Source organism: Variovorax sp. LjRoot130 (assembly GCF_964253755.1).
GTDB lineage: Bacteria > Pseudomonadota > Gammaproteobacteria > Burkholderiales > Burkholderiaceae_C > Variovorax.
In genome coordinates, this window is record NZ_CAXURM020000002.1 from 615,777 (window position 1) to 638,468 (window position 22,692).

Below are 22,692 nucleotides of genomic sequence, written 5' to 3' on the forward strand. Positions count from 1 at the left end.
TTGAGCTAAGACGTCCAACGGACGGGGTCGATTCATCGGTCCGCATGGCTGTTCAGCCAGGCTGCAACCGCTGCAGCACTGCGAAAGTCGTCGCAGGCGCGAGCCGGGACGGTGGGCCAGCGCTGATTCCACATGCGCGACAGCGCCTGGCCCGCACCTATTTCCAGCACGCAACGCACCTGCCTGGCCATAACGTTCTCCATGCATTCGTCCCAACGAACCGTTCGAGCGATCTGGGCGGCCAGCGCAGCCCTGGCCGAACTTGCATCCCGGATGCGGTCCGCCGCGTTGCTGAACAACGCGACTTGCGGCGCGCGGAAGGGCACATCCGCCAGCGTGCGCGAGAAACTCTCTGCCGCGTCGCGCATCCAGGACGTGTGCGATGCCACATTGACCCGCAAGCGCGTGCACTGCGCGCCGGCGGCCAGGGCCATGCGTTCGGCGTTTTCCAACGCGACCAGCGGGCCGCCGAGGATCACGTTCGGGCCGCCATTGCGGATGGCGAGCTCAAGGCCGGCCTCGACGCGCAGCCGCTCGAGCTCCGGCTCGGAAATACCGCTGACGGCGAGGAGCCCGCCGGGCACGCAAGCAGCGCACCGATCCATGGCCTCGGCCCGCAGGGGCGCCAGGGCCGCAGCCGTGGCGGGCTCGATCACGCCGGCCGCACTGAAGGCCGCCAACTCGCCGACGCTGTAACCGGCCACTGCCGCCGGCGACGAAATGAGTGGCGCCAATTGACCCCAGGCCGCCAAGGCGAGGCCCGTCAGCAGCGTCTGCGCGTTGTCGTTGCGCTCTGCCCAGACAGGTTCCGCGAGGGCGCGCCGCCAGTCGTCGACGCCGAGGCGCGCGCACGTGTCGCGCACGTGTTCATCGTCCGCCAACCAGGGCAGCATCGCAGGATGCTGGGTTCCCTGGCCGGAAAAAACCAGAGCAAAGCTCATTGGCTTGAACACACGCGAGTGATCCAGCAGGCCGCGGCGAGCGTGTCTGCCGCGCCACCGGGCGACAGTCGCCTCGCGACAAAGGCTTTTGCAATGGCTCTCGCCTCCTGAATGCCGTCCGGCCGCGCAATGCCCCCTCGATCCAGAAAGCCGCGCGCAGCACGCTGGGCGTGGCGCAGGCCGTCGAGGCCGCCGCGGTGCGCGAGATTGCTGTCGTCCAGGACCGCCATGATGTGGAACAAGGTGTCGAGCCGAGCCTGTTGCGACGTCAGGCCGCGGGCCAGCGCGGCCCTCAGCGCGGGTAGCGCCGTCTCGAACAGCACCGGGAACGCCAGCGCCGCCTCTTCGGACGCGCTGCGCAGGCCGTGACGGCGTGCGGCGATGCCCCCGGGCAGGGTGGGTGGGCGTCGGCTGCGCGTGGCCAGGGCATCGCCCCAGTCCCGGCGCAACGCATCACGCAGTTGAAGTGGATGCAATGCGCCGCCGTGCTCACGCAGGGCGGCGCCCGCCGCGGCGCACAGCAGGCCGAGCATGAAGATCGCGCCGCGATGCGTGTTGATGCCACCGGTGGCGGCGAGCATGCGTGCTTCCGCGGCAATACCGTACCGCTCCAGCAGGGCGAAATCTGCGCCGCCGAAGCCGCCTTCGGCGATCTGGGCGAAGTAGCGGCGCAGCGCGAACAGGCTGCGCATGAAGGTGTGCGCGTCCATGTCTTCGTGGCTGCCGCAGTCGATCAATGTCACCAGTCCGGGCTTGGGTGTCAGCGACAGCTCGTCATACAGCGCAAGCGTGGCCGCGCGCCCGATCGCCGCGGGCGTGAGCCGCGGATCCGGTTGCAATGAAAGCGCAACGGTCGTCATTCGTCCAACTCCGGCAATGCGACACGTTGGCACCATGCGGTGTCGCGCTGCAGGGTCACGCCGTCCATTCGCTTGACCATCACCGCCCGCGTGCGTCCGGCGCGCCATGCGGCCCATTCGCGCCACGCCACTGCCGCGCCGTCGCCGAACACGAGCTCGCCGTCCAGCCGGGGCCGTGTGGTGCTGAAGGACTGGAGCGCACGCGTCACAGCATCCCCGTGCGCCGCTCCGTCGACCGCCAAACACATGTCGAGATCGGAGTCCGGCCGCACGTGATCGAGACCGCTGATCGCTTGCCAGCCGTAGCTTCCGAAGACGCGCGCTGCCGCATGGCACGCGTCGAGCTCGTCACCAAGATCGCTCACCGCGCGTCGCGCCGACGGCGGCAGCAGCCCTTGGATTTCGGCAAGGCGCGGGAACTCGTCAAGGCCAAGCACCGCAGCGCGCGACACCTGCAGCGCCAGCCGACGCTTTTCCCAACGCTCAGGCGACGGCAGACCCAGTGCGATCCATCCGTTGGCGGCGGCGTCGATTGACTGACGTGTCACCACCAGCGGCAGTCGATGCGTCGCCCAATGCGTCAGGCAGTCGCGCGCATGCCTGTCCCAGGGCCGGGCGAGGACGGCGGACCACCCAGCCTCCGAGAGCCGGGCGAGTTGGTGGCGGCGCAGGAAGACCATGGCGCTTGCGACGGTCAGGCGGCGTCCAGCACCCGCTGCACGACGGCGGCGGCAAGCTGGCGTCCACCGCGCTCGGCGCCGTCCTGCGCGCGCCGATCTTGCGTCGGCGTATGGGCCAGCGCATCGTGCAGCGCGGCCTGCAAGTCTCCCTCCCACAGCGCACGCACGCCCCCCATCGCCACGTAGTTCCGCACGCCCGGTGCGAATACCGGGTTGGACTTCGACAACGCCGTGAGCTTGTCCTCTGGCAGCTTGGTCACGCGCGCCATGGCGGGAATACGCATCACCCGGATCTCGGCATCCGGCAGCGCGTAGCAGGCGTCGGCAATCAACCCCGAGGTGATGAAGCCGCCGGAGAGGGCTTGGTCGTACACCAGGCCGATCACGCGGTGGCCGCGGCGCCGCGCCAGGTCGATGCTCGCGCCGAGGTGCGCCATCGCACGGTTGATGCCGAGCAATTCATCGCGTCGGCGCAGCTGCTGGCCCTGCGTGTCGATCAGCAGCAGGATAGGCCGACCTGGGTGCTGCTTGATGGTGTCGAGCACCACACGGGCCTGGGCCAGCGCGAGCCGGACCCCGATCGGCGCGTGATTCGTGGTGCCGATCACCGTAAGCGGCTCGCCTTCGAACATCACCTCGCCCTGTAGAAAGTCGCCGTCCGCGCGCATGCCGTGGTATGAGCCGAAGAGCTGGGTGACAAGGGAATTCCATTGCATGTGATGCGCCTCGGTTAGTAAGCGCGCAGCGCGCGCATGGCTTCCACCGGAAGCTCCGGGACCCGCTGCGCGTCGGCGATGCCGAGTGCGCTCCAGAGCAGCGTCGCTTCATCGCGGCCGACCGTGTCAGAGGGCAGTGCGTGCAGGCGCGCCGTGAGCAACGCGTGCTCCTCCTCCAGCGCCGCGAGGGTCAATGGCTTCGACGCATCGATCGCCGCGACAGCCGCCGCGCGGAATTCCGCGACGTCATCCTCGACCAGCGCGTCGCAGTCACCGGTCAGCCAGCGGTGCTTGCCGCCGGTCGTGCGCCAGACCAGCGCACGGTCGCGCGAATCGAATTCCTCCACGCCGTGGGATGCCTCGATCACCTCGGGCCCCGACATCGCCAGGCGCCCCGCATCGCTCATCACGATGTGGTCGGCACAGCGCGCCACGATGCCCATGCCGCCGAAGCAGCCGTTGGCGCCACCGATCAGCACGATCACCGGGATTCCGGCGGCACGCACGTCAAGCAGTGCGCGCATCACTTCCGACACCGCGATCAATCCGGCATTGGCCTCGTGCAATCGCACGCCGCCTGATTCGGCCAGCAACAGCACCGCCGCCGGCCGGTCGCGCAGGGCGCGCTGCAGCAGTCCGACCAGTTTGGCGCCGTGGACCTCGCCGACGCCGCCGCCCATGAACGCGCCTTCCTGCGCGGCCACGAAGACCTCGTGGCCGTCGAGCGTCGCGCGGCCGATCGCCACGCCGTCGTCGAAGGCCGATGGCACGCCGAGCTGCGCCAGGTGCGGGCTGGTGACCCGTTCGCTCGGTGGCAGCCACTCGTGAAAACTGCCGGGATCGAGCAGCAGCGCCAGCCGCTCGCGCGCCGAGCATTCGGCATAGCTGATCATGGCTTGCCTCCGGTGATCTCGGCTACGGCCTGGTCGAGCCGCAGGCTCACCACCGCGGGCGTGGCGCCCATGTCGTTGATCGAGACGCGCACGCCGGCCAGCGGATGGCGCGCGTGGAAGTCGTTCATCACGGCCTGCCAGATCGGGCCGAAGCCGCGCGCCGAGGTCTCGACGCGCACTGCGCAGTCATTGCCGTCGGCCGGCTCGAGCATCACTTCGAGGTTGCCGGAGCCGACGACGCCGACCAGCACTGGCGCAAAGGCGCCGGCCGGCCGGCCGCCGGAGAAGAAAAAGTCCAGGGTTTCGAGCCCTGCGGGAACGTCGCTCATGGTCGAATCTCCTGTTACCAGTTTCTGAAGCGCTTGGGTGGCTGGTACAACCCGCCCGAGGCGCGCACCAGGTCGCGCATGCTGCGGGCGGCCAGCAGGTTGCGCGTGGCCTGGCGTGGGTCGATCCCCAGGTCCTGCGGCCGGCGGATGACGCCGCGGTCGCGCAGGTTCTCCACTGCGCGCCTGTCGCGCGCCAAACCGACCGCGGTGTAGCCGGCCACGCCGCGGATCGCCTGCTCGCGCTCCGCGTCGCTGCGGCACAGCAGCAGGTTGGCGATGCCTTCTTCGGTGAGGATGTGCGAGACGTCGTCGCCGTAGATCATGATCGGCGGCAGGTCCATGCCGGCCTGCTCCTGCAGCGTCCAGGCGTCGAGCTTTTCAACGAAGGCCGGCTGCATGTGCTCGCGGAAGGTCTCGACCATCTGCACGACCAGCTTCTGGCCGCGCGGCGTGCCGGCCGCGCCGCTGCGCCCGGCACGCGCCTCGCGCCCGGCCTTGAGCCAGGCCGGGCTGGCATGGCGCCGGCCGCGCGCGTCGGCGCCCATGTTGGGCGCACCGCCGAAACCGGCGATGCGGCCCAGTGTCGCGGTGGAGCTGTTGCCGTCGAGGTCGATCTGCAAGGTCGAGCCGATGAACATGTCGCAGGCGTAGTGGCCGGCCGCCTGGCAGAACGCCCGGTTGCTGCGCAGGCTGCCGTCGGGGCCGGTGAAAAACACGTCGGAGCGCGCGCGGATGTAGTCCTCCATGCCGAGCTCGGAGCCGAAGGAGTGCACCGATTCGACCCATCCCGCCTCGATCGCCGGGATCAATGCCGGGTGCGGGTTCAACGCCCAGTGCTTGCCGATCTTGCCCTTGAGGCCCAGCGACTCGGCATAGGTCGGCAGCAGCAACTCGATGGCCGCGGTGTCGAAGCCGATGCCGTGGTTCAGGCGCTGCACGCCGTACTCGGCATAGATGCCCTTGATCGCCATCATCGCCATCAGCACCTGGACCTCGCTGATCTGCGCCGGGTCGCGCGTGAAGAGCGGCTCGATGAAGTTCGGGCGCGGCGCCTTCACGACGAAGCTCACCCAGCCGGCCGGGATGTCGATGCGCGGCAGCGTCGTGGTCTTGCCGTCGACCAGTTCGTTCACCTGCGCGATCACGATGCCGCCGGAGAACGCCGTGGCCTCGACGATGGCCGGCGTGTCTTCGGTGTTGGGGCCGGTGTAGAGATTGCCTTCGGCGTCGGCCGCCTGCGCCGCGACCAGCGCGACCTTGGGCGTCAGGTCGACGAAGTAGCGCGCGAACAACTCGAGGTAGGTGTGGATCGCGCCGATCTCGATGCGCCCGGCCGACACCAGCTTGGCCAGGCGCGCGCCCTGCGGCCCCGAGAAGCTGAAGTCCAGTCGGGCGGCCACGCCGTTCTCGAAGATGTCCAGGTGCTCGGGCAGCGCCAGCACCGACTGCACCATGTGCAGGTCATGGACCCGCTGCGGATCGACCTGCACCAGCGCCTGCGCCAGGAAGTCGGCCTGCTTCTGGTTGTTGCCCTCGAGGCAGACACGGTCCCCGGGCGAGAGCACCGACTCGAGCAGGGTGGCGATGGCCTCGGTATCGACGCGCTTGCCGGCGAGCCGATTCCCGAGGGCGTTGGCTGCGCGCGCGAGTCGCGCGGCGCGGTCGTCGGCCTTGGAGGTCCAGGAACTGGAATTCATGGGAGGTTGAGGAGGATGAAGGGGATGAAGTTCAGTCGAAAAGGCGGCGCCTCACAGCACCACGAAGAGCAGCCACACCACCACGGGGGCCACCAGGGTCACGATGGCGCCGTACACCATCAGCTGCCGGAAGAACACGTCGCGGTCCACGCCCTTGGCATTGGCGAGCACCAGGGCGCCATTGGTGGAGAACGGACTGACGTCGACGATGGTCGAGGACACGGCCATCGCCGCGATGAAGCCGACCGCGCTGACGCCGGCATCGCCCTGCAGGAACGGCACCGCCAGCGGGATCAGCGAGCCGAGCACCGCGGTCGACGAGGCGAAGGCCGAGACCACGGCACCGACGAAGCACAACAGCAACGCGGCCACCATGGGCGAGGTGAGACCGGCCACGCTGTGGCCCACGAAATCGATGGTGCCCATCTTGTCCATCACGCCCACGTAGGTGCTGACACCCACGATCAGCATGATCTCGGGCCACGACACCTGGCCCAGGGCGCGCTTCTGGAGATTGGGCGCCATCAGCGTCAGCAAGAGGCCGATGGTGATCGAGACGAAGCCGATGTCCTGCTTGAAGAACAGCGTCAGCACGGCCAGCGCCAGCAGGCCTAGCACGGTGACAATCTGGTAGAGGCGCGAACCCTGGTCGGCCGGGACCGCCGGCGCCGCGTCCATGAGCGACTCGCCAGCCGCAGTCGCGACGCGGCGCTCTTCCGCGAACGATTCGGCCTCCGCATCGCCGAACACCTGCGCTCCGCCCTGTGCATGCGCCGTGCGGCGCGTTGCCGGCACTGCGCCGGTCACGTCGGCCTTCTGGCGCAGCAGCTTCATGCCGCCCATGAGGAAGAACAGCAGCAGCGACACGGACAGGTTGACGCCGAGGCTTGCCAGCATCGTCGCGATCTCGTTGAGCGGCAGGCCGGCCTTGGCGACGATCTTGTTGGTGATGCCGCCGTAGATGCTGATCGGCGAGAAGCCGCCGCCTTGCGCGCCGTGCACGACCATGAGCCCCATGAGCAGCGGATTGATGCCGTACTTGGCGGCAAAGCCGAGCGCGATCGGCGCGATGATGGCCACCGCCGCGGGGCTGACCGCACCCACCGAAGTGAGCAGCGCGGCGATGAAGAACATGATCCAAGGAATCGCGGCGATGCGCCCGCGCACCGCGCGCACCGCCAGCTTGACGAGCCAATCGATGGTGCCGTTGTTCTGCGCCAGCGCGAACAGGTAGGTGATGCCGACCAGGGTGAGGAACAGGTCGGCGGGGAAGCCGCCCATGATCGCCTTGGCGTTCATGCCGGCCACCAGCGTGCCGACCAGGAATGCACCGACGAAGGCGATCACGCCCATGTTGATCGGCAGCACCGTGGCGAGCACGAACATGCCCACCAGTGCGTAGATCGAGATCCAATGAGAAGTCATCAATGCGTCTCCGGGGGGTTTTGGGGTTCGACGCATCGGGCTGTGCATCTGGGTGCGTAAGGTACGCACCCCCTCCAGGACGATCAATGAAGCTGTCGCGTCGATCCTTACGCGAATTGAAACGATCGAGGGTTAACCCGAGCCCAGTCGATGGCTCCCGTTCAGCCGAGTTCCGCCTTCGCCAGGCGGCACACTGACAGCAACGCGAGCAGGTTGGGATCGCGTTCGCGAGTGCGCAGAAAGTTGAGCGCGATGGTCTGGCGCATCAGGTACTTGGGCTGCAACGGGATCAACTGCACCTTCTGAGGCATGGCGCCGCGCACACGGCCCGGCAACAGCGTGTAGCCGACGCCCCCGCTTACCAGGTTCATCAGGGAGAAGATGTCGCCCGTCTTCATCACCACGTTCGGTGTGAAGCCGGCCACACGAAACGACTCCATAAAACCGCTGTAGGTGACGAAGCCTTCGCTCAGGCTCACGAAGCGCTCGCCGGCGCAGGCGCTCAGGTCGATCTCCTTCTGCGCTGAATAAGGAGAGTCCACTGGTGCGGCGAACTGGATGTCGTCCTGGAACAGCGGCTCCGATTCGACGTCGGAAGCATCTTCGGGGATCGCCATGAGGGCGGCATCGATCGCGCCTTCCCGAAGCTTCTGCAGCAGGTCGGCATTGGACCCGAGGACGAGCTCGGTGTGCAGTTCCGGCTTGCGCAGTTTCATTCCCATGATCAGCTGCGGCACCGTGCGACTCGTCAGAGAATAAAGAGAGCCGATGCGGATCCGATCGGCCGAGTAGCCGGCGACTTCTCGCGTAGCGCGGATGCCCGCGGACATCGTGCGAAGCACCTCGCGTGCCACCTCCGCCAGCGCATGAGCGGCTTCAGTCGGGTGCAGGTTGCGGCCTTCGTGCCGGAACAGCGCGCAGCGCAGCCCAGTTTCCAGCGAATGCAAGGCGCGGTGCACGCTGACGGCGCTGATCTCGAGCTTTTCGGCCGCGCGGGCGAGATTGCCGGCCTCCATGAAGGCCAGAAGAATCTCCAGCTTGCGGAATGTGACTTCTTCGTCAACGCGGGGAAGCATGGCAGCCTGTGGATCAAAATCGAATCGTAGCCGCAGCCAGGATGGTTGCACGCCGTCCGCGTGCGCCATCAGGGTACGGCTGCTGGCTTACGCTTGGTGAACTTCCTGGCGCCCAGGTAGCCGCCGGCAGTGGCGGCCCTGGCGAACAGCTCGTCGCCCATCTCCTTCCACCACGCTTGGTGACCGCTACAGAGGTCGGCGACCACTGCGACGCATGCGCGCCGATCGCTGCCACCCGCGCGCCCAGGCCGGCGTCGTCCACGACCTCTTGGACCAAGCCGAGCGTCAGGGACTGCGCCGCCGGCACGATCTCGGCGAGCAGCACCAGCGGCTCCATTGCAGCCTCGCCGCTGATCGAGCACGGCAGTGCGCTGCCGTTGTGCATTGGAACCGTCACTTAATCCCGGCGTCATACGAATGCGTCATGCTTCAGACTGACAGTCGGCCGGCGCTGGTAGAGGTCGCTTCGGCACCCGCCCAGATTGGGCGGCATCCTCGATGCCGGCGGTTGTCTCAATTTCAGGGGGCGCGATGCCGCTTTTGCAGGCAGAGCATGGTGACGCCCGCGTGACAACAGTCTGGCGCGATGTGCACGTCGTTTTCCACAGCCTTGTCCACCGGCACGGTGGAGAACTTGTCTACTGAAGATGTGCTGCGCCAGGGCGAAGCTAACGCGTCTCAGGCTCTGCGCCTTGATCAAATCGCCCAGGAATCAAGCAAAGCCATCGGTGTTGCGACCGCGATGCAATACAAGCCCTGCGGAATCGAGCGCGGCCATAAGCACCTGACCATGCGTCGAATCGGTGATGAAAAGAGTCGACCTTCCACTGCCGCCAAAGGCCAGATTCGTCGTCGAAGCGCCTGTCGGGCCGCGAAACACGATCACGGGTTCGCCACGCGCATTGAGCACCCAGACATAGCCAAGCCCAGGGTTCGCAACCAGCAGGCGCCCCTGTGCGTCCACGGCAAGGCCGTCCGGGCCGCTCGGACCGTACGACGTGAAGAACTGACTTACCTTCGCCACACTCCCGTCGGTCAGAAGCGGCACGCGCCACACACAGTTGCCGCGTGTTACGGCGAGGTAGAGCAGCTTGCCATCCGGTGACAGTGCTACGCCGTTCGGGCTGGGCACGTTGGCCAGCAACAGGTCGAGTTGGCCGTCCGGTCGCAACCGGTAAAGACGCCCGGTCGGGTCGTGCAACCCGGTCTGGCCCTGGTCAGTGAAGTAGATGTTCCCCCGTTCGTCGAGCACCAAGTCGTTGACGCCTTTGAAGCCTTCGCTATTGCGCCGCTGCAGATACGGTGTGACGGCGCCATCCCGCACGTCAATGCGCATAAGACCGTTCTTGTAGTCGGTGACGAGCAGGGTGTGCGCATCCAGAAACTTCATCCCGTTGGGCTCGCCGTCGTACTCGGTCACCTGTGTCCATGCACCAGCGGGGTCGATGCGGAAGATGCGCCCAAAGGGAATATCGGCTACGTAAAGGTTTCCGGCGTCATCGAAAACCGGTCCTTCGAGAAACGAGTCCGTGACCTGGCCGCCACGGTTGGCGTCGGCCCACGCGCTTGTCTTGCGCCGCCGGAAGATTTCGGGCATTCGCGAGAACACCTCGAGCTCGTGAACTTGGGGAGCTTGCAGAAAGAACACCGTGGATCTCCGTCGCGGCTTCGATGCCGCGCAGTAGTGAAGGCAGGCTTGACCGCGTGTGGTCAGGCGCCGCCGAAGCCGTAGAGTCGTGCCGGGTTGTCGATGAGGATACGGTCCATCACCCCGTCGTCGCCACACCAGCCGCGCAGCACATTGACCAGGTCTGCGTCGTCAACGGAGCCTGATGCCTCGGTGGTATGCGGCCAGTCGCTGCCCCACACCATGCGCTGCGGTGCGGCCTGCACCAATGCACACCCGAGCGCTTGGGCGTCGCGGTATGCGGGAGCGCCTTCGCGCGAGCGCATGTAGACACCGGACAGCTTCACCCATGTGTTGCCCCGGTCGAGCAGCCGACGCAACGTGGTGAAGGCGACGCTGTCCAGACCTTCGGCGGGATCGATGCGGGCCATGTGGTCAACCACGAGTGGGGTTGGCAACGCCTCGAGCACCGGCGTGAGTTCAACCAGTTGTTCGGGGTGCACGAAGACCTGGATGTGCCAGCCAAGGCGGGCGACCCTGCGCGCAAGCGTCCGCAGCATTTCCGCCGTGGTGGTGCCCCACGATTGCGCCGTCACGAAGTTGACGCGCAGTCCACATACGCGGCGCGCGTTGAGTCGCTCGAGTTCGGCGTCATCCACGTCGACGCCTACCACCGCAACACCACGCGCTTCATCACCAAGCTGCTCAAGTGCGTCGAGCATGCAGGCGTTGTCGGTGCCGTAGGTCGACGGGTTGACGACCACCGTTCGCGACGTCCCGAGCCGTTGCTGGAGCTGGCGGTAGGCGGCCACCTCTGCGCAGGGCGGCTGGCGCTTCCAGTGCGGCGACGGCGTGAACCGCGGATCGAAGATATGCATGTGGCTGTCGCACGCACCGGCGGGCAGCGCGCGCGACGGTCGTTCAAGACCAACCGAATGCGGGACGGGACGCGTGGGCGGGAGGGCAGCCATCGGCAATTCAGTCGAGCTTGATGTTGCCCTTGCGGATCACTTCGGCCCACTTCGCGTCTTCCTTCTTCAGGAAAGTGGCGAACTCGGCTGGCGTGGACCCGACGGCTTGCACGCCGACGTCGGTGAAACGCTGCTTCACCTCGTCTTCCTTCAGCACGTCGACCAGGGCCTTGTGCAACTTCGCAGCGACCGGCTCGGGCGTGCCGGCCGGCAGCAGCAAACCATTCCACTCGAATGCCTCATAGCCAGGCACCAGCGATTCGGCCACCGTCGGCACGTCGGGCAGGCGCTTCGAACGCTCGGGCGACGACACGGCCAGCGCGCGCAGCTTGCCCGATGAGACCAGCGGGTATGACGCCGCGATGGTGCTGAACATGAAGTCGACCTGACCGCCGGTCACGTCGACGATGGCAGGACCCCCGCTCTTGTAGCCAACATGCACCATGTCGAGATCGAGCTTCTGGCGCAGCAGTTCTGCCGCCAGACGTTGCACCGTGCCGCTACCGCCGGAGGCGTAGTTCAGCTTGCCGGGTGTCGCCTTGGCCTTGGCCACCAGGTCCTTCACATCCTTGATCGGCGACTCGGCCTTGACGATGATGATGTTCGGCGCCAGCGAGACGAGCGACAGCGGCTGCAGAGCGTTGCTCGCGAAGGGCATGCGCGGAAACAGGTGCGGATTGATCGAATAGGGCGTGGCGTCGTAGAGCATGGTGTACCCATCGGCCGGCGCCTTGGCGGCATAGCTTGCGCCGATGGTGCCACTCGCCCCGGGGCGGTTGTCAACAATCACGCTGGTGCCGAGCTTCGCGCCCATGCGCACCGCGAGCACGCGCGCCAGCGCATCAGCCGAGCCTCCGGGTGCGTAGGGCACGACTAGCGTGATTGGTCGGTCCGGAAACGCCGCCTGTGCGGAAGCGGCGACAAAGAGGCATGCAGCGAGCACGCGACGGATCAAGGTTTTCATGGGTTGGTTCTCGAAGAATGTCGGACGGGAATCTGGCGAACGGCGAGCGCTCATTCAGGTTTGAGGTCAAGCGCACGGGCCAGCTCACCGTAAGCCTTCACCTCGCGCGTCAGTTGCGTGCCGAAGGCTTCAGCGCAGGTACTCTGCGCTTCCATACCCAGGAGCCTGAACTTCTCTGCCGTGGCAGGTGACTGGGCGAACTCGGTCGCAACCCGACGCAGCACCGCCAAGGTCGCTGCCGGCGTGTTCGCGGGCGCGAGCAGGCCATACCACGCATCGGCGGAATACCCTTTCACGCCGGCCTCCTCGAAAGTCGGCACGTTCGGCAGCAGCGCAGAACGTTTGGGCGCGGCGACGGCCAGCGCGTTCAGCTTGCCTGCCTGCACCTGAGGCAGCACCGACCCCAGCGTGGCAAAAGAGCTGTCCACCTGCCCGCCGATCATGTCGGTCGTGGCTTGGGCCGCGCCCTTGTAGGGGATGTGATTCATCGAGGTTCCGGTCAGCCGCGTGAACTGCTCACTTGCAAAATGGCCGGAACTGCCGCTGCCCGGCGTGCCGTAGGTGCGCTTGCCGGGGGCGGCCTTGACCTCCTTCAGGAAGTCTCCAAGCGTCTTGACCGGCATCGATGGGCCGACGACCAGCACCATCGGGCTGACGGCCAGCGAGCACACCGGCGCAAAAGAGCGCACAGCGTCGAACTTCACCCGCTGGCTGTAAAGCGCGGGAATCATCGTGTGGTTGGTTGCACCGAGCAGGAGCGTGTAGCCGTCCGCTGGCGCAGACGCCACCGCCTCGGCCGCCAGGATGGTATTGGCGCCGGGCTTGTTGTCCACCACGAAAGGCTGGCCCAGCGTGCGAGAGGCATAGTCGGCGAATACACGCGCGACGACATCGGTCGGCCCACCCGCCGAGAAACCGACGAGGACGTGCACTGGCTTGGCTGGCCAGGTCGACTGCGCCTGGGCGGACAGCGTGACGAACAGACCAGTCGTTCCCATCAGCCATGCGATGGCGAAGTATCGTTTCACGGATGTCTCCTTCTTGTTCTGCATCACTGGGCCATCAGGTCGTGGCTGGCTGGCGTGTCAGCACCTGCAACACATTCCTGGCGGCGCCGACGCCCATGTTCACGTAGGCATCGCTGGTCACGCCACCAATGTGGGGACTCAGTACGAAGTTCTTTTCACCCTGGAACGGATGGCCGGCAGTCATCGGCTCTACCGCGAAGCTGTCGAGACCGGCCATTGCAACCTGACCGGAACGTACTGCGCTCAGCAGCGCGGCCTCGTCGATCAACCCGCCGCGCGCCGTGTTGACCAGGACGACGCCGCGCTTGCACTGGGCCAGCGTGGTGGCATTGAGCAGGCCGCGGTTGTCTTCTGTCAGAGGGCAGTGCAGCGAGATCGCATCGGACTCGCGCCAGATCGTCGGCAAGTCGACGCATTCCACGTACGCTGGCAAGTCTTTCGCAAATGGATCGAACCCGATCACGCGCATCCCGAGGGCATCGGCCATGCGCGCAAAGCGCAGTCCGATCGCGCCCAAGCCGACCAGACCGATGGTGCGGCCACCGAGCTCGAGGCTCTTGTGCGTGGCTTTGTCCCAATGACCGGCGTGCATGCGTGCATCCAGGGCCACCACCGACTTGGCGCACGCCAGCAAGAGGGCCAGTGCCTGCTCGGCCACTGCAGCGGCATTGGCACCGGCTGCCGCGACCACGTCGATGCCGCGGGCCTGCGCCGCCACCTTGTCGATGGTATCGGTGCCGCTGCCGTGCTTGGAGATCACGCGCAGCGACGGCGCTGCGTCCATCACGACGCTGCCGACCTTGCCGTAGCGCACGATGATGGCCATCGGATCATGCGCACGGCAAAGTGCCACCAGGTCGTCTTCGGTCGGCGTCTTGCCGGCATAGATGACATCGTGACCCACTAGCAGCGCGAGCGCCTGCGGCGCGAGGTCAGCACCCGTGACGAGGATCGTGCTCACAGCGCCTCCCCTTCCTTGAGCACACCGGCTGTTCGGAGAGCAGCGTTCAGCCATTTCGCAGCGGTATCGCCAGTTTTGATGGCGCAGATGCGTGCGGCTTCATCCTTCACCTTTTTGGCCGCGAGCGGCAACAGCCCTTCGATCTTCTCGCGCTCGACCACCACGACGCCATCGCCATCGGCGATCACGAAGTCGCCGGCGTGCACGGTCACACCGCCGATGGAAATCGGATGGCCAATGCGGCCGCCGATGTTCTTGGTAGGACCGTTCGGGTTGGTGCCGACGCTGAACACCGGGTAGTCCATTTCGTCGATCTCGATGCTGTCGCGACAGGCGCCATCCATCACCACGCCGGCGATGCCCAGTTGCTTGCAGGCCGTCATCATGATGGTGCCCATCAGCGCCGAGGTCTGGTCACCCTTGCCGTCGATGACGAGAACGTCGCCTGGCTTGGCCATTGCAATGGCGGCGTGAATCATCAGGTTGTCACCCGGCCGCACTTCGACGGTCAAAGCGGTGCCGGCGAGCTTCATGCGCGGACGAAGAGCCTTGATGCGGCCATCCACGGCGCCGCGGCGGCCGGCCACATCGGCCAGGATGGCCGGCTGCAATTCAGCGGCCTGCGCCACGATGTGCGCAGGCACGCGTTCGAAGTCGCGAATGATGTCGGGAAGATTGGAAGGCATGGGATTCTTTCGGATGTAAGAGGAGGAATGGAAGTGGGTCAGTCGGCCCTGAGGTCAGCGTCCTTGATGACCTTGGCCCACTTGGCAAGGTCTGCTTTCTGGGTTTCTGCCAGTTGCTGCGGCGTGCTGCCCACAAGCGTGACGCCGAGCTTGTCCGCCATGGCGACGACCTCGGCGTCCTTGAGGATGCGCACGATCTCCTGGTTCAGCCGCTGCACCACGGCCGAAGGCGTGCCGGCCGGCGCGTAGGCTGCCTGCCACTGCTCCACCACGAAATCCTTGAAGCCGGCCTGACCCATCGTGGGCACCTCGGGCATGGATTTCAGCCGGGCCGCAGAGGTCACGGCCAGAGCGTGCAGCCGGCCGCTCTGGATGTGCGGCAGCGCCGCAGCCACCGGCGCAAACATGAAGGTCGCATGGCCGGCCAGCACGTCCTGGATGGCCGGGGTATCGCCCTTGTAGGGCACATGAGTCATTCGGGTGCCGGTTTGCAAGCGCAGCAGTTCGCCCTGCATCTGGAGGATCGTGCCTTTGCCACCGGAGGCGAACGAAACCGCTTCCGGATGGGCCTTCGCCTCCGCGGCGAGTTCGGCCACCGTGCGAAAGGGCTGGGCCGCGCCGACGATGAGGACATGGGGGATCGTGCCGATCAGAACAACTGGCTCGAATGCTTTGACCGGGTCGTACTGCATCTTCGGCATGAGGCTCGGCACGATGGCCTGAGGGCCAATCGATGTGCCTAGCAAGGTGTAGCCGTCCGGTGCCGCCTTGGCGACGGACGCTGAGCCGATCGTGCCGGTGGCACCAGCCTTGTTGTCGACGATCACCGTGGCGCCGAGCGAGTTGCCCAACCGCAGTGCAATGGCGCGGCCCAGAATGTCGGTGGTGCCACCCGGGGGGTAGGGCACGACCCAGGTGATGGGTTTCCCGGTCGGCCAGGTGACCTGCGCCGTGGAGGGCATGGCAGCAAGCCCAAGAAGCGAAATGGCTATCGTCAGGGCGGTGCGCCGGTCAAGCTTGGTCATGGCTGTCCTTGTCAAGAATCAGGTTTGGTAGTCGTAGAGCGCGGCCGGGTTGTCGACCAGCACGCGCCGCAGGGCGGTCGAATCGCCAGCCCATTGCGCGAGCAGGTCCATTTGCTGCGCGTCGTCGGGCAGGGGCTGGTGACCCGCAGTGGCAGACGCATGGGGCCAGTCACTTCCCCACACCACGCGTTCGGGTGCGGCCAGCAGGTAGCCCCGCGCCAGCAGCGCGATGTCGGTGTAGGCCGGCGGGCCTTCTTCGCTCACGATGTAGCCGCCCGACAACTTGACCCAGGCGCGACCTGAGTCGATCAGGCGAAGAATCAATCGGTGGGCTGCATGTCGTTGCGCCAGCGATGGTGCGATGCGGCCCATGTGATCGAAGACCACAGGAACCGGGAGTTGCAGAAGGCGGGCCTCGAGGGCAGCGAGCGTGTCCGGAGCTGCCAGCAATTGCAGATGCCATCCGTAGGGCGCGACACGCGCGGCCAACACGTCGATCTGCTGCGCTGAGTTCGTGACACCCAGCGAGAGATTGAGGCGGACGCCACGTACGCCTTTGGCATGCAACGCTTCAAGTTCGGCATCGCGTATCTGCTCGTCGACAACGGCGATTCCCCGCGCGCCCTCGCCGTAGGCAACAAGCGCCTCGCACATCGGCCGGTTGTCGGTGCCGTAGGTCGATGGCGTGACGAACACCACGCGGTCGGTCCCGGTGCGCTGCTGCAGTTGCCGGTAATCGTCGACGCTCGCATCAGGCGGCAGGAGGCGCGCGCCCGGCACGGGCGCAAAGCGGGCGTCGTACACATGCACATGGCAATCGCAGGCGCCCGCCGGCACCTCGACGTTCGTGCGGCCCTGCCCCGAAGAGAAAGGCGCGACCGCCTTCTCCTTGTCCAACGTCTGCATCGCTCGCTCGCTCTGCTGCTGAATGCGTCAGTCGACCTTGGCTCCGGACTCTTTGACGATCTTGCCCCAGCGGCCGATGTCGTCGTGGATCAGCTTGGCGAACTGCTCAGGAGTTCCACCGAGCGCATCGGCGCCCTGGCTGGCTAGCTTCTTCTTGACTTCCGGATCCTGTAGCGCCTTGTTGAATGCGCCGTTCAGCTTGGCGACCACGTCCTTCGACAAGCCCGCCGGCCCGGCAACGCCGAACCAGGTGACGGCTTCAAAACCCTTGAAGCCGGATTCCGCAATGGTGGGCACCGACGGCAGGTCGGCAGTGCGCTTGGGCGAGGTCACGGCGATGGCGCGCATCTTCCCGTTTTTGACGTAACCGATCAGCGTAGGCACCGACGACATATACATCTGGATCTGGCCGCCAATCAGGTCGGTCGAACCTTGCGCAGCGCCCTTGTACGGAACGTGCGTGAACTTGACTGCTGCCGTCTTCTGGAACAACTCGGTCGCGAGATGCGCCACCGTGCCGCTGCCGGAACTGGCGTAGTTCAGCGAGTCGGGCTTGGCCTTGGCAGCGGTCACGACATCGGCGAGCGTCTTGTACGGCGAGTCCGCCGCCACCACGAGGACGAGCGGCGCACTTGCAACCTCGACAATCGGAGTCAGGTCCTTCTCGGGGTTGTAAGGCAGCTTGGCGTAAAGCGTGGGGTTGATGGCCAGGTTGCTGGTCTGGCCCAGCACCAGTGTGTAGCCGTCGGCCGGAGCCTTGGCCGTGGCATCCACTCCCAAGTTGCCGCCGGAGCCGGGCTTGTTGTCGATGACGATCGACCATCCGTTGGCGACGGCCACCTTGTTGGCAACTTCACGCGCAATCAGGTCGGTGCCGCCGCCGGCCGGAAAGGGAACGATCAGCTTGATCGGGCGCGATGGATAGGCCTGTGCGGACGCCGTTGCGTGGGCCATGAGCGTCGCACCGGCAACGAGCGTGGTGGCGGCGACGCCGATGAGGCGGCGCGAAGCCGCGGCGGCGAGGGCACGATGTTGCATGAACTTGTCTCCTGTTTAGCCCACCCTGCTCGATTGCGGGCGGTGCGTTCAGTGGAGGCAAGTATTCGGCGTGGGGCTTATTCAGTCCAATCGATACTTTTTGAAGATCGATAGATTTGACTTTGGGTATTACCTCGGTGGCGAATCGGCATATTTCGCCAACAGAAGGATCAGCCGTTGTGCTGCCGGGGAGATGTAGCCGCTGTCGCGATAGGTCACGACCATGCGCCGGCGCATGGTCGTGGCCGGCAGCTTCACTTCGCGCAACGCCGCGCCGGAACGCCCGGCCTGCAGGTGAAGACGCGAGATGAAGCTCAGCAGGCCGGTCTCACCGATCAGCGTCGGCAGCATCAGCAGCATCGTGCTTTCGACCTGCACCACGGGCCGGGGAACTCGATGGCGATCGAAGGTCTGGTCGAGCCAGTCCCGCGTCGGTGCCCCAGGGGGCTGAAGCACCCATCGATAGCCCGCCAGGTCCTTCAGGGCCGGCTTCGGCTTGTCGAAGATCGCGTGCGTGTCGGCGGCGGCGACCACGATCACGTCCTCGGCCAGGTTCTGCGAAGCGAACCCCGGTTCAGTAGAGCCCTCGGTGCCGACCATCAGATCGATATCACCGGCGCGCAGCAGCGGCTTCAGGATGTCAACCAGCGCCACGGTGGTCCGCAAAGTGACTTCGGGTGCCTCGCGCATCAGGTCGCGCGCGGCTGGCGGCAAAAGGAACTGCGCGGCCGTCGGCACGATGCCGATCTTGATGTTTCCAGTCAGGCCTCTGCCGATGTCGCCGATCTCGCGGCGCGCGCTTTCCACGTCGAAGCGTGTGCGCTGGGCCCACTTGAGAAGCGCCTTCCCCGCACTGGTCAGGCGGATGCCGCGGCCTGTTTTCTCGAAGAGCAGGGCGCCGCACGCCTCTTCCAGCCGCCGTACGCAGCTTGTCAACGCGGGTTGCGTCCGGTGCAGCCGTTCGGCCGCGCGCCCCATGTGCTCGAGCTCGGCAATAACTTCAAAGTACTGGAGATCGCGCAGATCCAGGATGAACTCCACAAGTTTGTTTAAAGCACTGATCCAAGACTTTAGGGCAACAGCGTGGTGCCACTGGCGGCCTAGTAGCGGTAGTCCGCAGCTCGAAGCGGACGCTCAATGTGCTGGCGAATGCTCATACTCGTGGCTTCTATTGATGGAGGTGGGCATGGCGCTTGCAGGCATGCACGACGCGTTGGTGGATCACCTGAAGGCGAAGGGGGCGCTGCAGTTCACCTTGACACCGGCCTCTGCTGCGAGCAGATGGCGTCATTTAACACAATCAATCTTGCCAAGGCTCCGAATGTAGCGGCTGAATAGTAATGTCGCGTTTTGGCTAACTAGAAATGTCGCAAAGTCTGCCGTCCCAGTTCCTGGGTCTGGGGTACGGCGCGAGCGCTCGATTCCGTTTTTTTACGGCGTGCCAGAGATCAGACTCCGTGCCGCGCTATCTACCAACGCTGTGGCAGACGGCGAGATGTATGAAAGACGCGCAGAATCTCGACCGCGTCTCCGCCCACGCGATAGGGCACGATGTAACGCGTTTTTGGCACGATCAATTCACGGGTCCCGGGCATACGCCCAGGGCGGCCAAGGCCAGGCTGATGAGCGAGCTGGGCCACAGAGTCGAGAATGCGCCCGACGACCAGTCGCGCCGCAGCCGCATCGTCGGTGGCGATGTACGCGGCCTCTTCGTCCAAATTGAGCAGCGCCTTACGCAGCCACCTAACCCGCATTCACCTTCCATTTTCTTGCGAAGGCCGCGACCTCCTTGTCGCTGGCGAAATCGCCAGCGTCAGCTTCCTTCAGCGCAGCCTGGACTTCGCCGATCTGCCATTCGTTGTTTTCAACATAGGCACGAATCGCTTCGGCTGCCAAGAACGATTTGCTGCGCTGCGTCGCTTCGGCCAGATGGTCGAGACGATCCTTGACTTCGTCGTCAAGTCGAACAGTCATGGTGGTAGACATGGGAGATCTGGAGCGGTGGCACGAGAAGAGTGGTCGGATGTACACATCCTACTACAATATCGCATGCATGCGCCTACCATAGCTGCCTCAGAGCACGCTGCAGAGCGGACTCGACGAGAAAGTCTTCGGGACGCAGCAGATCCTCAAGCGCCTCACGCGTCAGGGTGCTCGTGTAAGTCACGAACGAGCGGTGCTCAGCGTGTTCTCCTGGGTCACTATGCAAACAAATCAGTACCGCCGTGAGTTGATCCGCAGGGATCAGGAGGAGCAGGCAAAGAGGCGCTTTCGCGAGCGAATCGAAGAGGGGTTGAGCTCGGGCCAGGGGCGCGTCATGACGCGCGAGGTCGTTGCAGAGTTGAGGCACAAGGCGTTGGGTAATTTGCCATGAAGCGGCCCGCCTTCAGCCATCCGCCGTCATTTCACATAAGGCATATTGTTTTTGTATGTTCTTCTATGACCGCTCGATGGCCGCCCAACTTCACGCGATCGAGGCTGCGGCTGGCATGAGCTCGGCCTGTCGGCTGTCTGTTCTTCCCATGACTTTGCCGGTGAGGGTCTCAATCCCGAAGGCTCGTCAAAAACTCACGCGCCACCGAGACGCAGTGGTCAAATGTCGGGCGGTATGAGAGCGCGGCAATTGCCTCGAAACCTGCAATCAAGCCGGGCCGGGGCTGCTCAAGTTGGTCAAGGAAGGTTTGCCGGTGGCGCAGAAGGAACGTGGCCGCTCGCCTCAACTGTTGCGGCTCTCGTTCGATCACCAACGAAAGATCGAAAAGGTCGCGCGCAGTGGCACGGTTACCCCGGTGATATATCTTCTTTGCGATGATTTCTGCTGCCGTTTCAACCCTTATGCTGCGTCCTGCAATCTCCCAGATTTCCCAGGCCTGGTCGAGAAGATTCGGTGCGGCGACGAAGTCGATTTCGCCCTCCTCGAACTGGAGCTTCACAAACGAGCCAGGCAGCTCCGTGTAGTCGTTCGTTAGTCCGAAGTTCCCCGAAGCGGCGGACGAGATTCCCTTGTGACTCAAGCACTTGCTTGAGTTGGCGAGGAAGTTTTCTGTCTACGGTTTGATGTTTTGCACGAGCGCGAGGGCGCGCAGGTGCAGCGGCTGCGCGTTGGTGAGGAGCTCGAAGGTGGGCGCCTCGGGGCCGGCCTGAGGGGTTCGGCAGGTATTGCGCGCGATGGTGGCGAGCTCGGCCATCAGGGTGGAGAAGCTGTGCACGGGGGTGCCGTCGTCCAAGGCGTGGCGCGCCGCCTTGGCCAGCGCCGCCTTGGAGCGCGTAGCCGGTGCCACGGGGTCACGCGTGGCCTTGGCGAGCTGCTCGGTGTCGGCGAACATCAACTCGCGCCAGGCCTCGCGCATGTGCCACTCGACGTAGTAGGCCAGCATGCACAGGAAGATGTGCGCGCGCACCCGATCGGCGGTGCGATGGTGGATCGGACGCACCTTCAGGTCGATGGTCTTGAGCGAGCGGAACGCGCGCTCGACGTTGGCCAGCGACTTGTAGTGGCGCACGCAGTCGGGCGCATCCATCTGTGCGGCGCTCACCGAGGTGCGGATGATGTAGAGGCCGTCCAGCGCCGCCTCGGCGGCGATGGCGTCTGTCTTGCGCGCGAAGGTGAAGGCGTTCTCGCCGATGGCCAGCTCGAAGTGCTTGGCCATCTTGTACTGGTTGATGACCTTGCCCACGCGCAAGCCGATCTCATCCTTGCCGGCGAGCTTGAGCGCGTCCACGCGGGCCTTGATCTTCTGGAGGTTGGCCTCGGTGGCCGCCAGTAACTCCTCGCGCTTGTGCGTGCGCAGCTTGGCGAGTTCCGGATTGCGGCATGCCACCAGGCGCTCGCCCGGATAGTCCGGCGAGCTCAGTTCGAGCAGGTTGCGCTCGTCGAACAAGCCCAGTTGCAGATGGCCCTGCTCGACCAGCGCGCGGATCGAGACGCTCTTCAGCGCGCTGATCCAGCCCACGCCTTCGGTCTCGCGCAGCTCCTGGATCGCCTTGTTGGAGATCATGCCGCGGTCGCCCACCATCACGAGTTGTTCGACGCCGAAGTCTTCGCGCAGCCGCTGGACCTCGGGCAGCAAGGTCTGGCTGTCGGCGACGTTGCCCTCGTGCACCGACACCGCCAGCGGGCAGCCGCGCGCATCGGTGAGCAAGCCGTAGTTGACCTGCAGCAGGCCCTTCTTGCCGTCGCGGCTGTAGCCGAGCTTGGCCAGCGGACAGCAGCTGCCCTCGAAGTAGCTGGAGGACTGGTCGTACAGCACCAGGCCACCGGGGCTCAGATGGCGCGAGGCGAGCTTCTTCTGGATGCGATCCTGGCGCTCGAGCAGCCAGTCCATCGCCGCATACAGGTCGTCCTCGTCGGCGTCGGCGACGCCGAAGTCCTCGGCCAGTGTCGTGGTGTGCCACCAGCGCGTGGTGGCGAGCTTCGTGTGCGGGGCGACGATGCGCGCGGCCACCATCGCCAGCACCAGGTCGCGCTCGCGGCAGGGCCTGGAGGCGAGCAGCGAGGCCATCTCCAGGCTGGCCATCGTGGCGCCTGCCGCCTGCACATGGCCGTGGGGACGCGAGCGCGTGATCTGGAACGCGGAAGCCACGGGCACGAAGGTCTCGCCCTGCAGCGAGCGCCGGATGATCTCGATGAGCTCATCGGGCAGGTGCGAGAGATTGCCCAGGGTCTCGTTCTTGACCTTGCCGTCCTCGCGGTAGCTGCGGCGCAGCAGATGGGTGCGATAGACCTGGTCCTTGTAGGTGCGCGTCGTAGTGACGACGTGAGCGGTACCTGTGCGGGCTGCCATGGGCAGAAATCTAGCCCAAGCACCATCAGTTGTCAAGTATATTTAGTGACTACATGTAGCATCCAAAAAAATCCTCCCAGAAGGA

At 65.5% G+C, this 22,692-nt stretch carries 23 protein-coding genes; all 23 read right to left on the reverse strand.

Features of this window, described 5'->3' with window-relative positions:
* Nucleotides 1–32: 32 nt before the first annotated feature.
* The 23 genes from ACSQ86_RS32665 to ACSQ86_RS32775 all read right to left on the reverse strand — a co-directional run bounded on the left by ACSQ86_RS32665 (nt 33) and on the right by ACSQ86_RS32775 (nt 22,607).
* A complete protein-coding gene (locus ACSQ86_RS32665) occupies nt 33–941 on the reverse strand; it encodes an acyltransferase domain-containing protein (RefSeq protein WP_436307037.1) in 909 nt (302 codons plus the stop codon).
* Nucleotides 938–1,801: a triphosphoribosyl-dephospho-CoA synthase MdcB gene (gene mdcB / locus ACSQ86_RS32670; protein WP_436307036.1), complete on the reverse strand. Its 864-nt coding sequence runs from the start codon at nt 1,799–1,801 to the stop codon at nt 938–940. Before mdcB ends, ACSQ86_RS32665 begins: the two co-directional genes overlap by 4 nt.
* Nucleotides 1,798–2,481 (reverse strand): malonate decarboxylase holo-[acyl-carrier-protein] synthase, encoded by a 684-nt coding sequence (gene mdcG, locus ACSQ86_RS32675; RefSeq protein WP_436307035.1) that lies wholly within the window; start codon nt 2,479–2,481, stop codon nt 1,798–1,800. Before mdcG ends, mdcB begins: the two co-directional genes overlap by 4 nt.
* Nucleotides 2,482–2,495: 14 nt before the next feature.
* On the reverse strand, nt 2,496–3,197 hold the full coding sequence (mdcE, locus tag ACSQ86_RS32680; RefSeq protein ID WP_436310506.1) for a biotin-independent malonate decarboxylase subunit gamma: 702 nt from the start codon (nt 3,195–3,197) through the stop codon (nt 2,496–2,498).
* 14 nt (nt 3,198–3,211) lie between these two features.
* Nucleotides 3,212–4,090 carry a biotin-independent malonate decarboxylase subunit beta gene (locus ACSQ86_RS32685; RefSeq protein WP_436310507.1) on the reverse strand — a complete coding sequence of 293 codons (879 nt, stop codon included), beginning with the start codon at nt 4,088–4,090 and terminating at the stop codon, nt 3,212–3,214.
* Nucleotides 4,087–4,419: a malonate decarboxylase acyl carrier protein gene (mdcC, locus tag ACSQ86_RS32690; protein WP_436310508.1), complete on the reverse strand. Its 333-nt coding sequence runs from the start codon at nt 4,417–4,419 to the stop codon at nt 4,087–4,089. The genes ACSQ86_RS32685 and mdcC overlap by 4 nt, the downstream gene beginning before the upstream one ends.
* A gap of 14 nt (nt 4,420–4,433) precedes the next feature.
* The gene (gene mdcA / locus ACSQ86_RS32695; protein ID WP_436310509.1) at nt 4,434–6,116 is read right to left on the reverse strand and encodes a malonate decarboxylase subunit alpha; all 1,683 of its coding nucleotides are present in this window, start codon (nt 6,114–6,116) and stop codon (nt 4,434–4,436) included.
* Between the two features lie 51 nt (nt 6,117–6,167).
* On the reverse strand, nt 6,168–7,541 hold the full coding sequence (locus ACSQ86_RS32700; RefSeq protein WP_436310510.1) for an SLC13 family permease: 1,374 nt from the start codon (nt 7,539–7,541) through the stop codon (nt 6,168–6,170).
* A gap of 161 nt (nt 7,542–7,702) precedes the next feature.
* A complete protein-coding gene (locus ACSQ86_RS32705) occupies nt 7,703–8,617 on the reverse strand; it encodes a LysR family transcriptional regulator (protein ID WP_436310889.1) in 915 nt (304 codons plus the stop codon).
* A 712-nt stretch (nt 8,618–9,329) separates the two neighbouring features.
* On the reverse strand, nt 9,330–10,265 hold the full coding sequence (locus ACSQ86_RS32710) for an SMP-30/gluconolactonase/LRE family protein (RefSeq protein ID WP_436310511.1): 936 nt from the start codon (nt 10,263–10,265) through the stop codon (nt 9,330–9,332).
* 62 nt (nt 10,266–10,327) lie between these two features.
* The gene (locus ACSQ86_RS32715) at nt 10,328–11,215 is read right to left on the reverse strand and encodes an amidohydrolase family protein (protein WP_436310512.1); all 888 of its coding nucleotides are present in this window, start codon (nt 11,213–11,215) and stop codon (nt 10,328–10,330) included.
* Between the two features lie 7 nt (nt 11,216–11,222).
* The gene (locus ACSQ86_RS32720; protein ID WP_093110445.1) at nt 11,223–12,179 is read right to left on the reverse strand and encodes a Bug family tripartite tricarboxylate transporter substrate binding protein; all 957 of its coding nucleotides are present in this window, start codon (nt 12,177–12,179) and stop codon (nt 11,223–11,225) included.
* 50 nt (nt 12,180–12,229) lie between these two features.
* The gene (locus ACSQ86_RS32725) at nt 12,230–13,177 is read right to left on the reverse strand and encodes a Bug family tripartite tricarboxylate transporter substrate binding protein (RefSeq protein ID WP_436307747.1); all 948 of its coding nucleotides are present in this window, start codon (nt 13,175–13,177) and stop codon (nt 12,230–12,232) included.
* Nucleotides 13,178–13,241: 64 nt separating this feature from the next.
* The gene (locus tag ACSQ86_RS32730; RefSeq protein WP_436310513.1) at nt 13,242–14,168 is read right to left on the reverse strand and encodes an NAD(P)-dependent oxidoreductase; all 927 of its coding nucleotides are present in this window, start codon (nt 14,166–14,168) and stop codon (nt 13,242–13,244) included.
* Nucleotides 14,165–14,854: an RraA family protein gene (locus ACSQ86_RS32735; RefSeq protein ID WP_436307029.1), complete on the reverse strand. Its 690-nt coding sequence runs from the start codon at nt 14,852–14,854 to the stop codon at nt 14,165–14,167. Before ACSQ86_RS32735 ends, ACSQ86_RS32730 begins: the two co-directional genes overlap by 4 nt.
* A 38-nt stretch (nt 14,855–14,892) precedes the next feature.
* Nucleotides 14,893–15,879, reverse strand: a complete 987-nt coding sequence (locus tag ACSQ86_RS32740; RefSeq protein ID WP_436310514.1) for a Bug family tripartite tricarboxylate transporter substrate binding protein — start codon at nt 15,877–15,879, stop codon at nt 14,893–14,895.
* Nucleotides 15,880–15,897: 18 nt separating this feature from the next.
* Entirely contained in the window at nt 15,898–16,785 is an 888-nt protein-coding gene (locus ACSQ86_RS32745) for an amidohydrolase family protein (protein WP_436307027.1), read from the reverse strand.
* A gap of 27 nt (nt 16,786–16,812) precedes the next feature.
* Nucleotides 16,813–17,823: a Bug family tripartite tricarboxylate transporter substrate binding protein gene (locus tag ACSQ86_RS32750; protein WP_093110439.1), complete on the reverse strand. Its 1,011-nt coding sequence runs from the start codon at nt 17,821–17,823 to the stop codon at nt 16,813–16,815.
* Nucleotides 17,824–17,952: 129 nt separating this feature from the next.
* Entirely contained in the window at nt 17,953–18,864 is a 912-nt protein-coding gene (locus ACSQ86_RS32755; RefSeq protein ID WP_436307025.1) for a LysR family transcriptional regulator, read from the reverse strand.
* 428 nt (nt 18,865–19,292) lie between these two features.
* On the reverse strand, nt 19,293–19,577 hold the full coding sequence (locus tag ACSQ86_RS32760) for a type II toxin-antitoxin system RelE/ParE family toxin (RefSeq protein WP_436307024.1): 285 nt from the start codon (nt 19,575–19,577) through the stop codon (nt 19,293–19,295).
* A complete protein-coding gene (locus ACSQ86_RS32765; protein WP_436307023.1) occupies nt 19,567–19,809 on the reverse strand; it encodes a CopG family ribbon-helix-helix protein in 243 nt (80 codons plus the stop codon). Before ACSQ86_RS32765 ends, ACSQ86_RS32760 begins: the two co-directional genes overlap by 11 nt.
* 557 nt (nt 19,810–20,366) lie before the next feature.
* Entirely contained in the window at nt 20,367–20,756 is a 390-nt protein-coding gene (locus tag ACSQ86_RS32770) for a nucleotidyl transferase AbiEii/AbiGii toxin family protein (RefSeq protein ID WP_436310515.1), read from the reverse strand.
* Between the two features lie 114 nt (nt 20,757–20,870).
* Entirely contained in the window at nt 20,871–22,607 is a 1,737-nt protein-coding gene (locus tag ACSQ86_RS32775) for an IS1634 family transposase (protein ID WP_436310516.1), read from the reverse strand.
* Nucleotides 22,608–22,692: the final 85 nt, after the last annotated feature.

Excerpts from the sequence above, each read along its gene's own strand:
- ACSQ86_RS32705 (WP_436310889.1), bottom strand. The coding sequence starts at position 8,617 with ATGCTTCCCCGCGTTGACGAAGAAGTCACATTCCGCAAGCTGGAGATT.
- ACSQ86_RS32665 (WP_436307037.1), bottom strand. The coding sequence starts at position 941 with ATGAGCTTTGCTCTGGTTTTTTCCGGCCAGGGAACCCAGCATCCTGCG.
- mdcC (WP_436310508.1), bottom strand. The coding sequence starts at position 4,419 with ATGAGCGACGTTCCCGCAGGGCTCGAAACCCTGGACTTTTTCTTCTCC.
- ACSQ86_RS32740 (WP_436310514.1), bottom strand. The coding sequence starts at position 15,879 with ATGACCAAGCTTGACCGGCGCACCGCCCTGACGATAGCCATTTCGCTT.
- ACSQ86_RS32750 (WP_093110439.1), bottom strand. The coding sequence starts at position 17,823 with ATGCAACATCGTGCCCTCGCCGCCGCGGCTTCGCGCCGCCTCATCGGC.
- mdcG (WP_436307035.1), bottom strand. The coding sequence starts at position 2,481 with ATGGTCTTCCTGCGCCGCCACCAACTCGCCCGGCTCTCGGAGGCTGGG.
- ACSQ86_RS32775 (WP_436310516.1), bottom strand. The coding sequence starts at position 22,607 with ATGGCAGCCCGCACAGGTACCGCTCACGTCGTCACTACGACGCGCACC.
- mdcB (WP_436307036.1), bottom strand. The coding sequence starts at position 1,801 with ATGACGACCGTTGCGCTTTCATTGCAACCGGATCCGCGGCTCACGCCC.
- ACSQ86_RS32700 (WP_436310510.1), bottom strand. The coding sequence starts at position 7,541 with ATGACTTCTCATTGGATCTCGATCTACGCACTGGTGGGCATGTTCGTG.
- ACSQ86_RS32720 (WP_093110445.1), bottom strand. The coding sequence starts at position 12,179 with ATGAAAACCTTGATCCGTCGCGTGCTCGCTGCATGCCTCTTTGTCGCC.
- ACSQ86_RS32725 (WP_436307747.1), bottom strand. The coding sequence starts at position 13,177 with ATGGGAACGACTGGTCTGTTCGTCACGCTGTCCGCCCAGGCGCAGTCG.
- ACSQ86_RS32765 (WP_436307023.1), bottom strand. The coding sequence starts at position 19,809 with ATGTCTACCACCATGACTGTTCGACTTGACGACGAAGTCAAGGATCGT.
- ACSQ86_RS32760 (WP_436307024.1), bottom strand. The coding sequence starts at position 19,577 with ATGCGGGTTAGGTGGCTGCGTAAGGCGCTGCTCAATTTGGACGAAGAG.
- mdcA (WP_436310509.1), bottom strand. The coding sequence starts at position 6,116 with ATGAATTCCAGTTCCTGGACCTCCAAGGCCGACGACCGCGCCGCGCGA.
- ACSQ86_RS32685 (WP_436310507.1), bottom strand. The coding sequence starts at position 4,090 with ATGATCAGCTATGCCGAATGCTCGGCGCGCGAGCGGCTGGCGCTGCTG.
- ACSQ86_RS32715 (WP_436310512.1), bottom strand. The coding sequence starts at position 11,215 with ATGGCTGCCCTCCCGCCCACGCGTCCCGTCCCGCATTCGGTTGGTCTT.
- ACSQ86_RS32735 (WP_436307029.1), bottom strand. The coding sequence starts at position 14,854 with ATGCCTTCCAATCTTCCCGACATCATTCGCGACTTCGAACGCGTGCCT.
- ACSQ86_RS32745 (WP_436307027.1), bottom strand. The coding sequence starts at position 16,785 with ATGCAGACGTTGGACAAGGAGAAGGCGGTCGCGCCTTTCTCTTCGGGG.
- mdcE (WP_436310506.1), bottom strand. The coding sequence starts at position 3,197 with ATGCAATGGAATTCCCTTGTCACCCAGCTCTTCGGCTCATACCACGGC.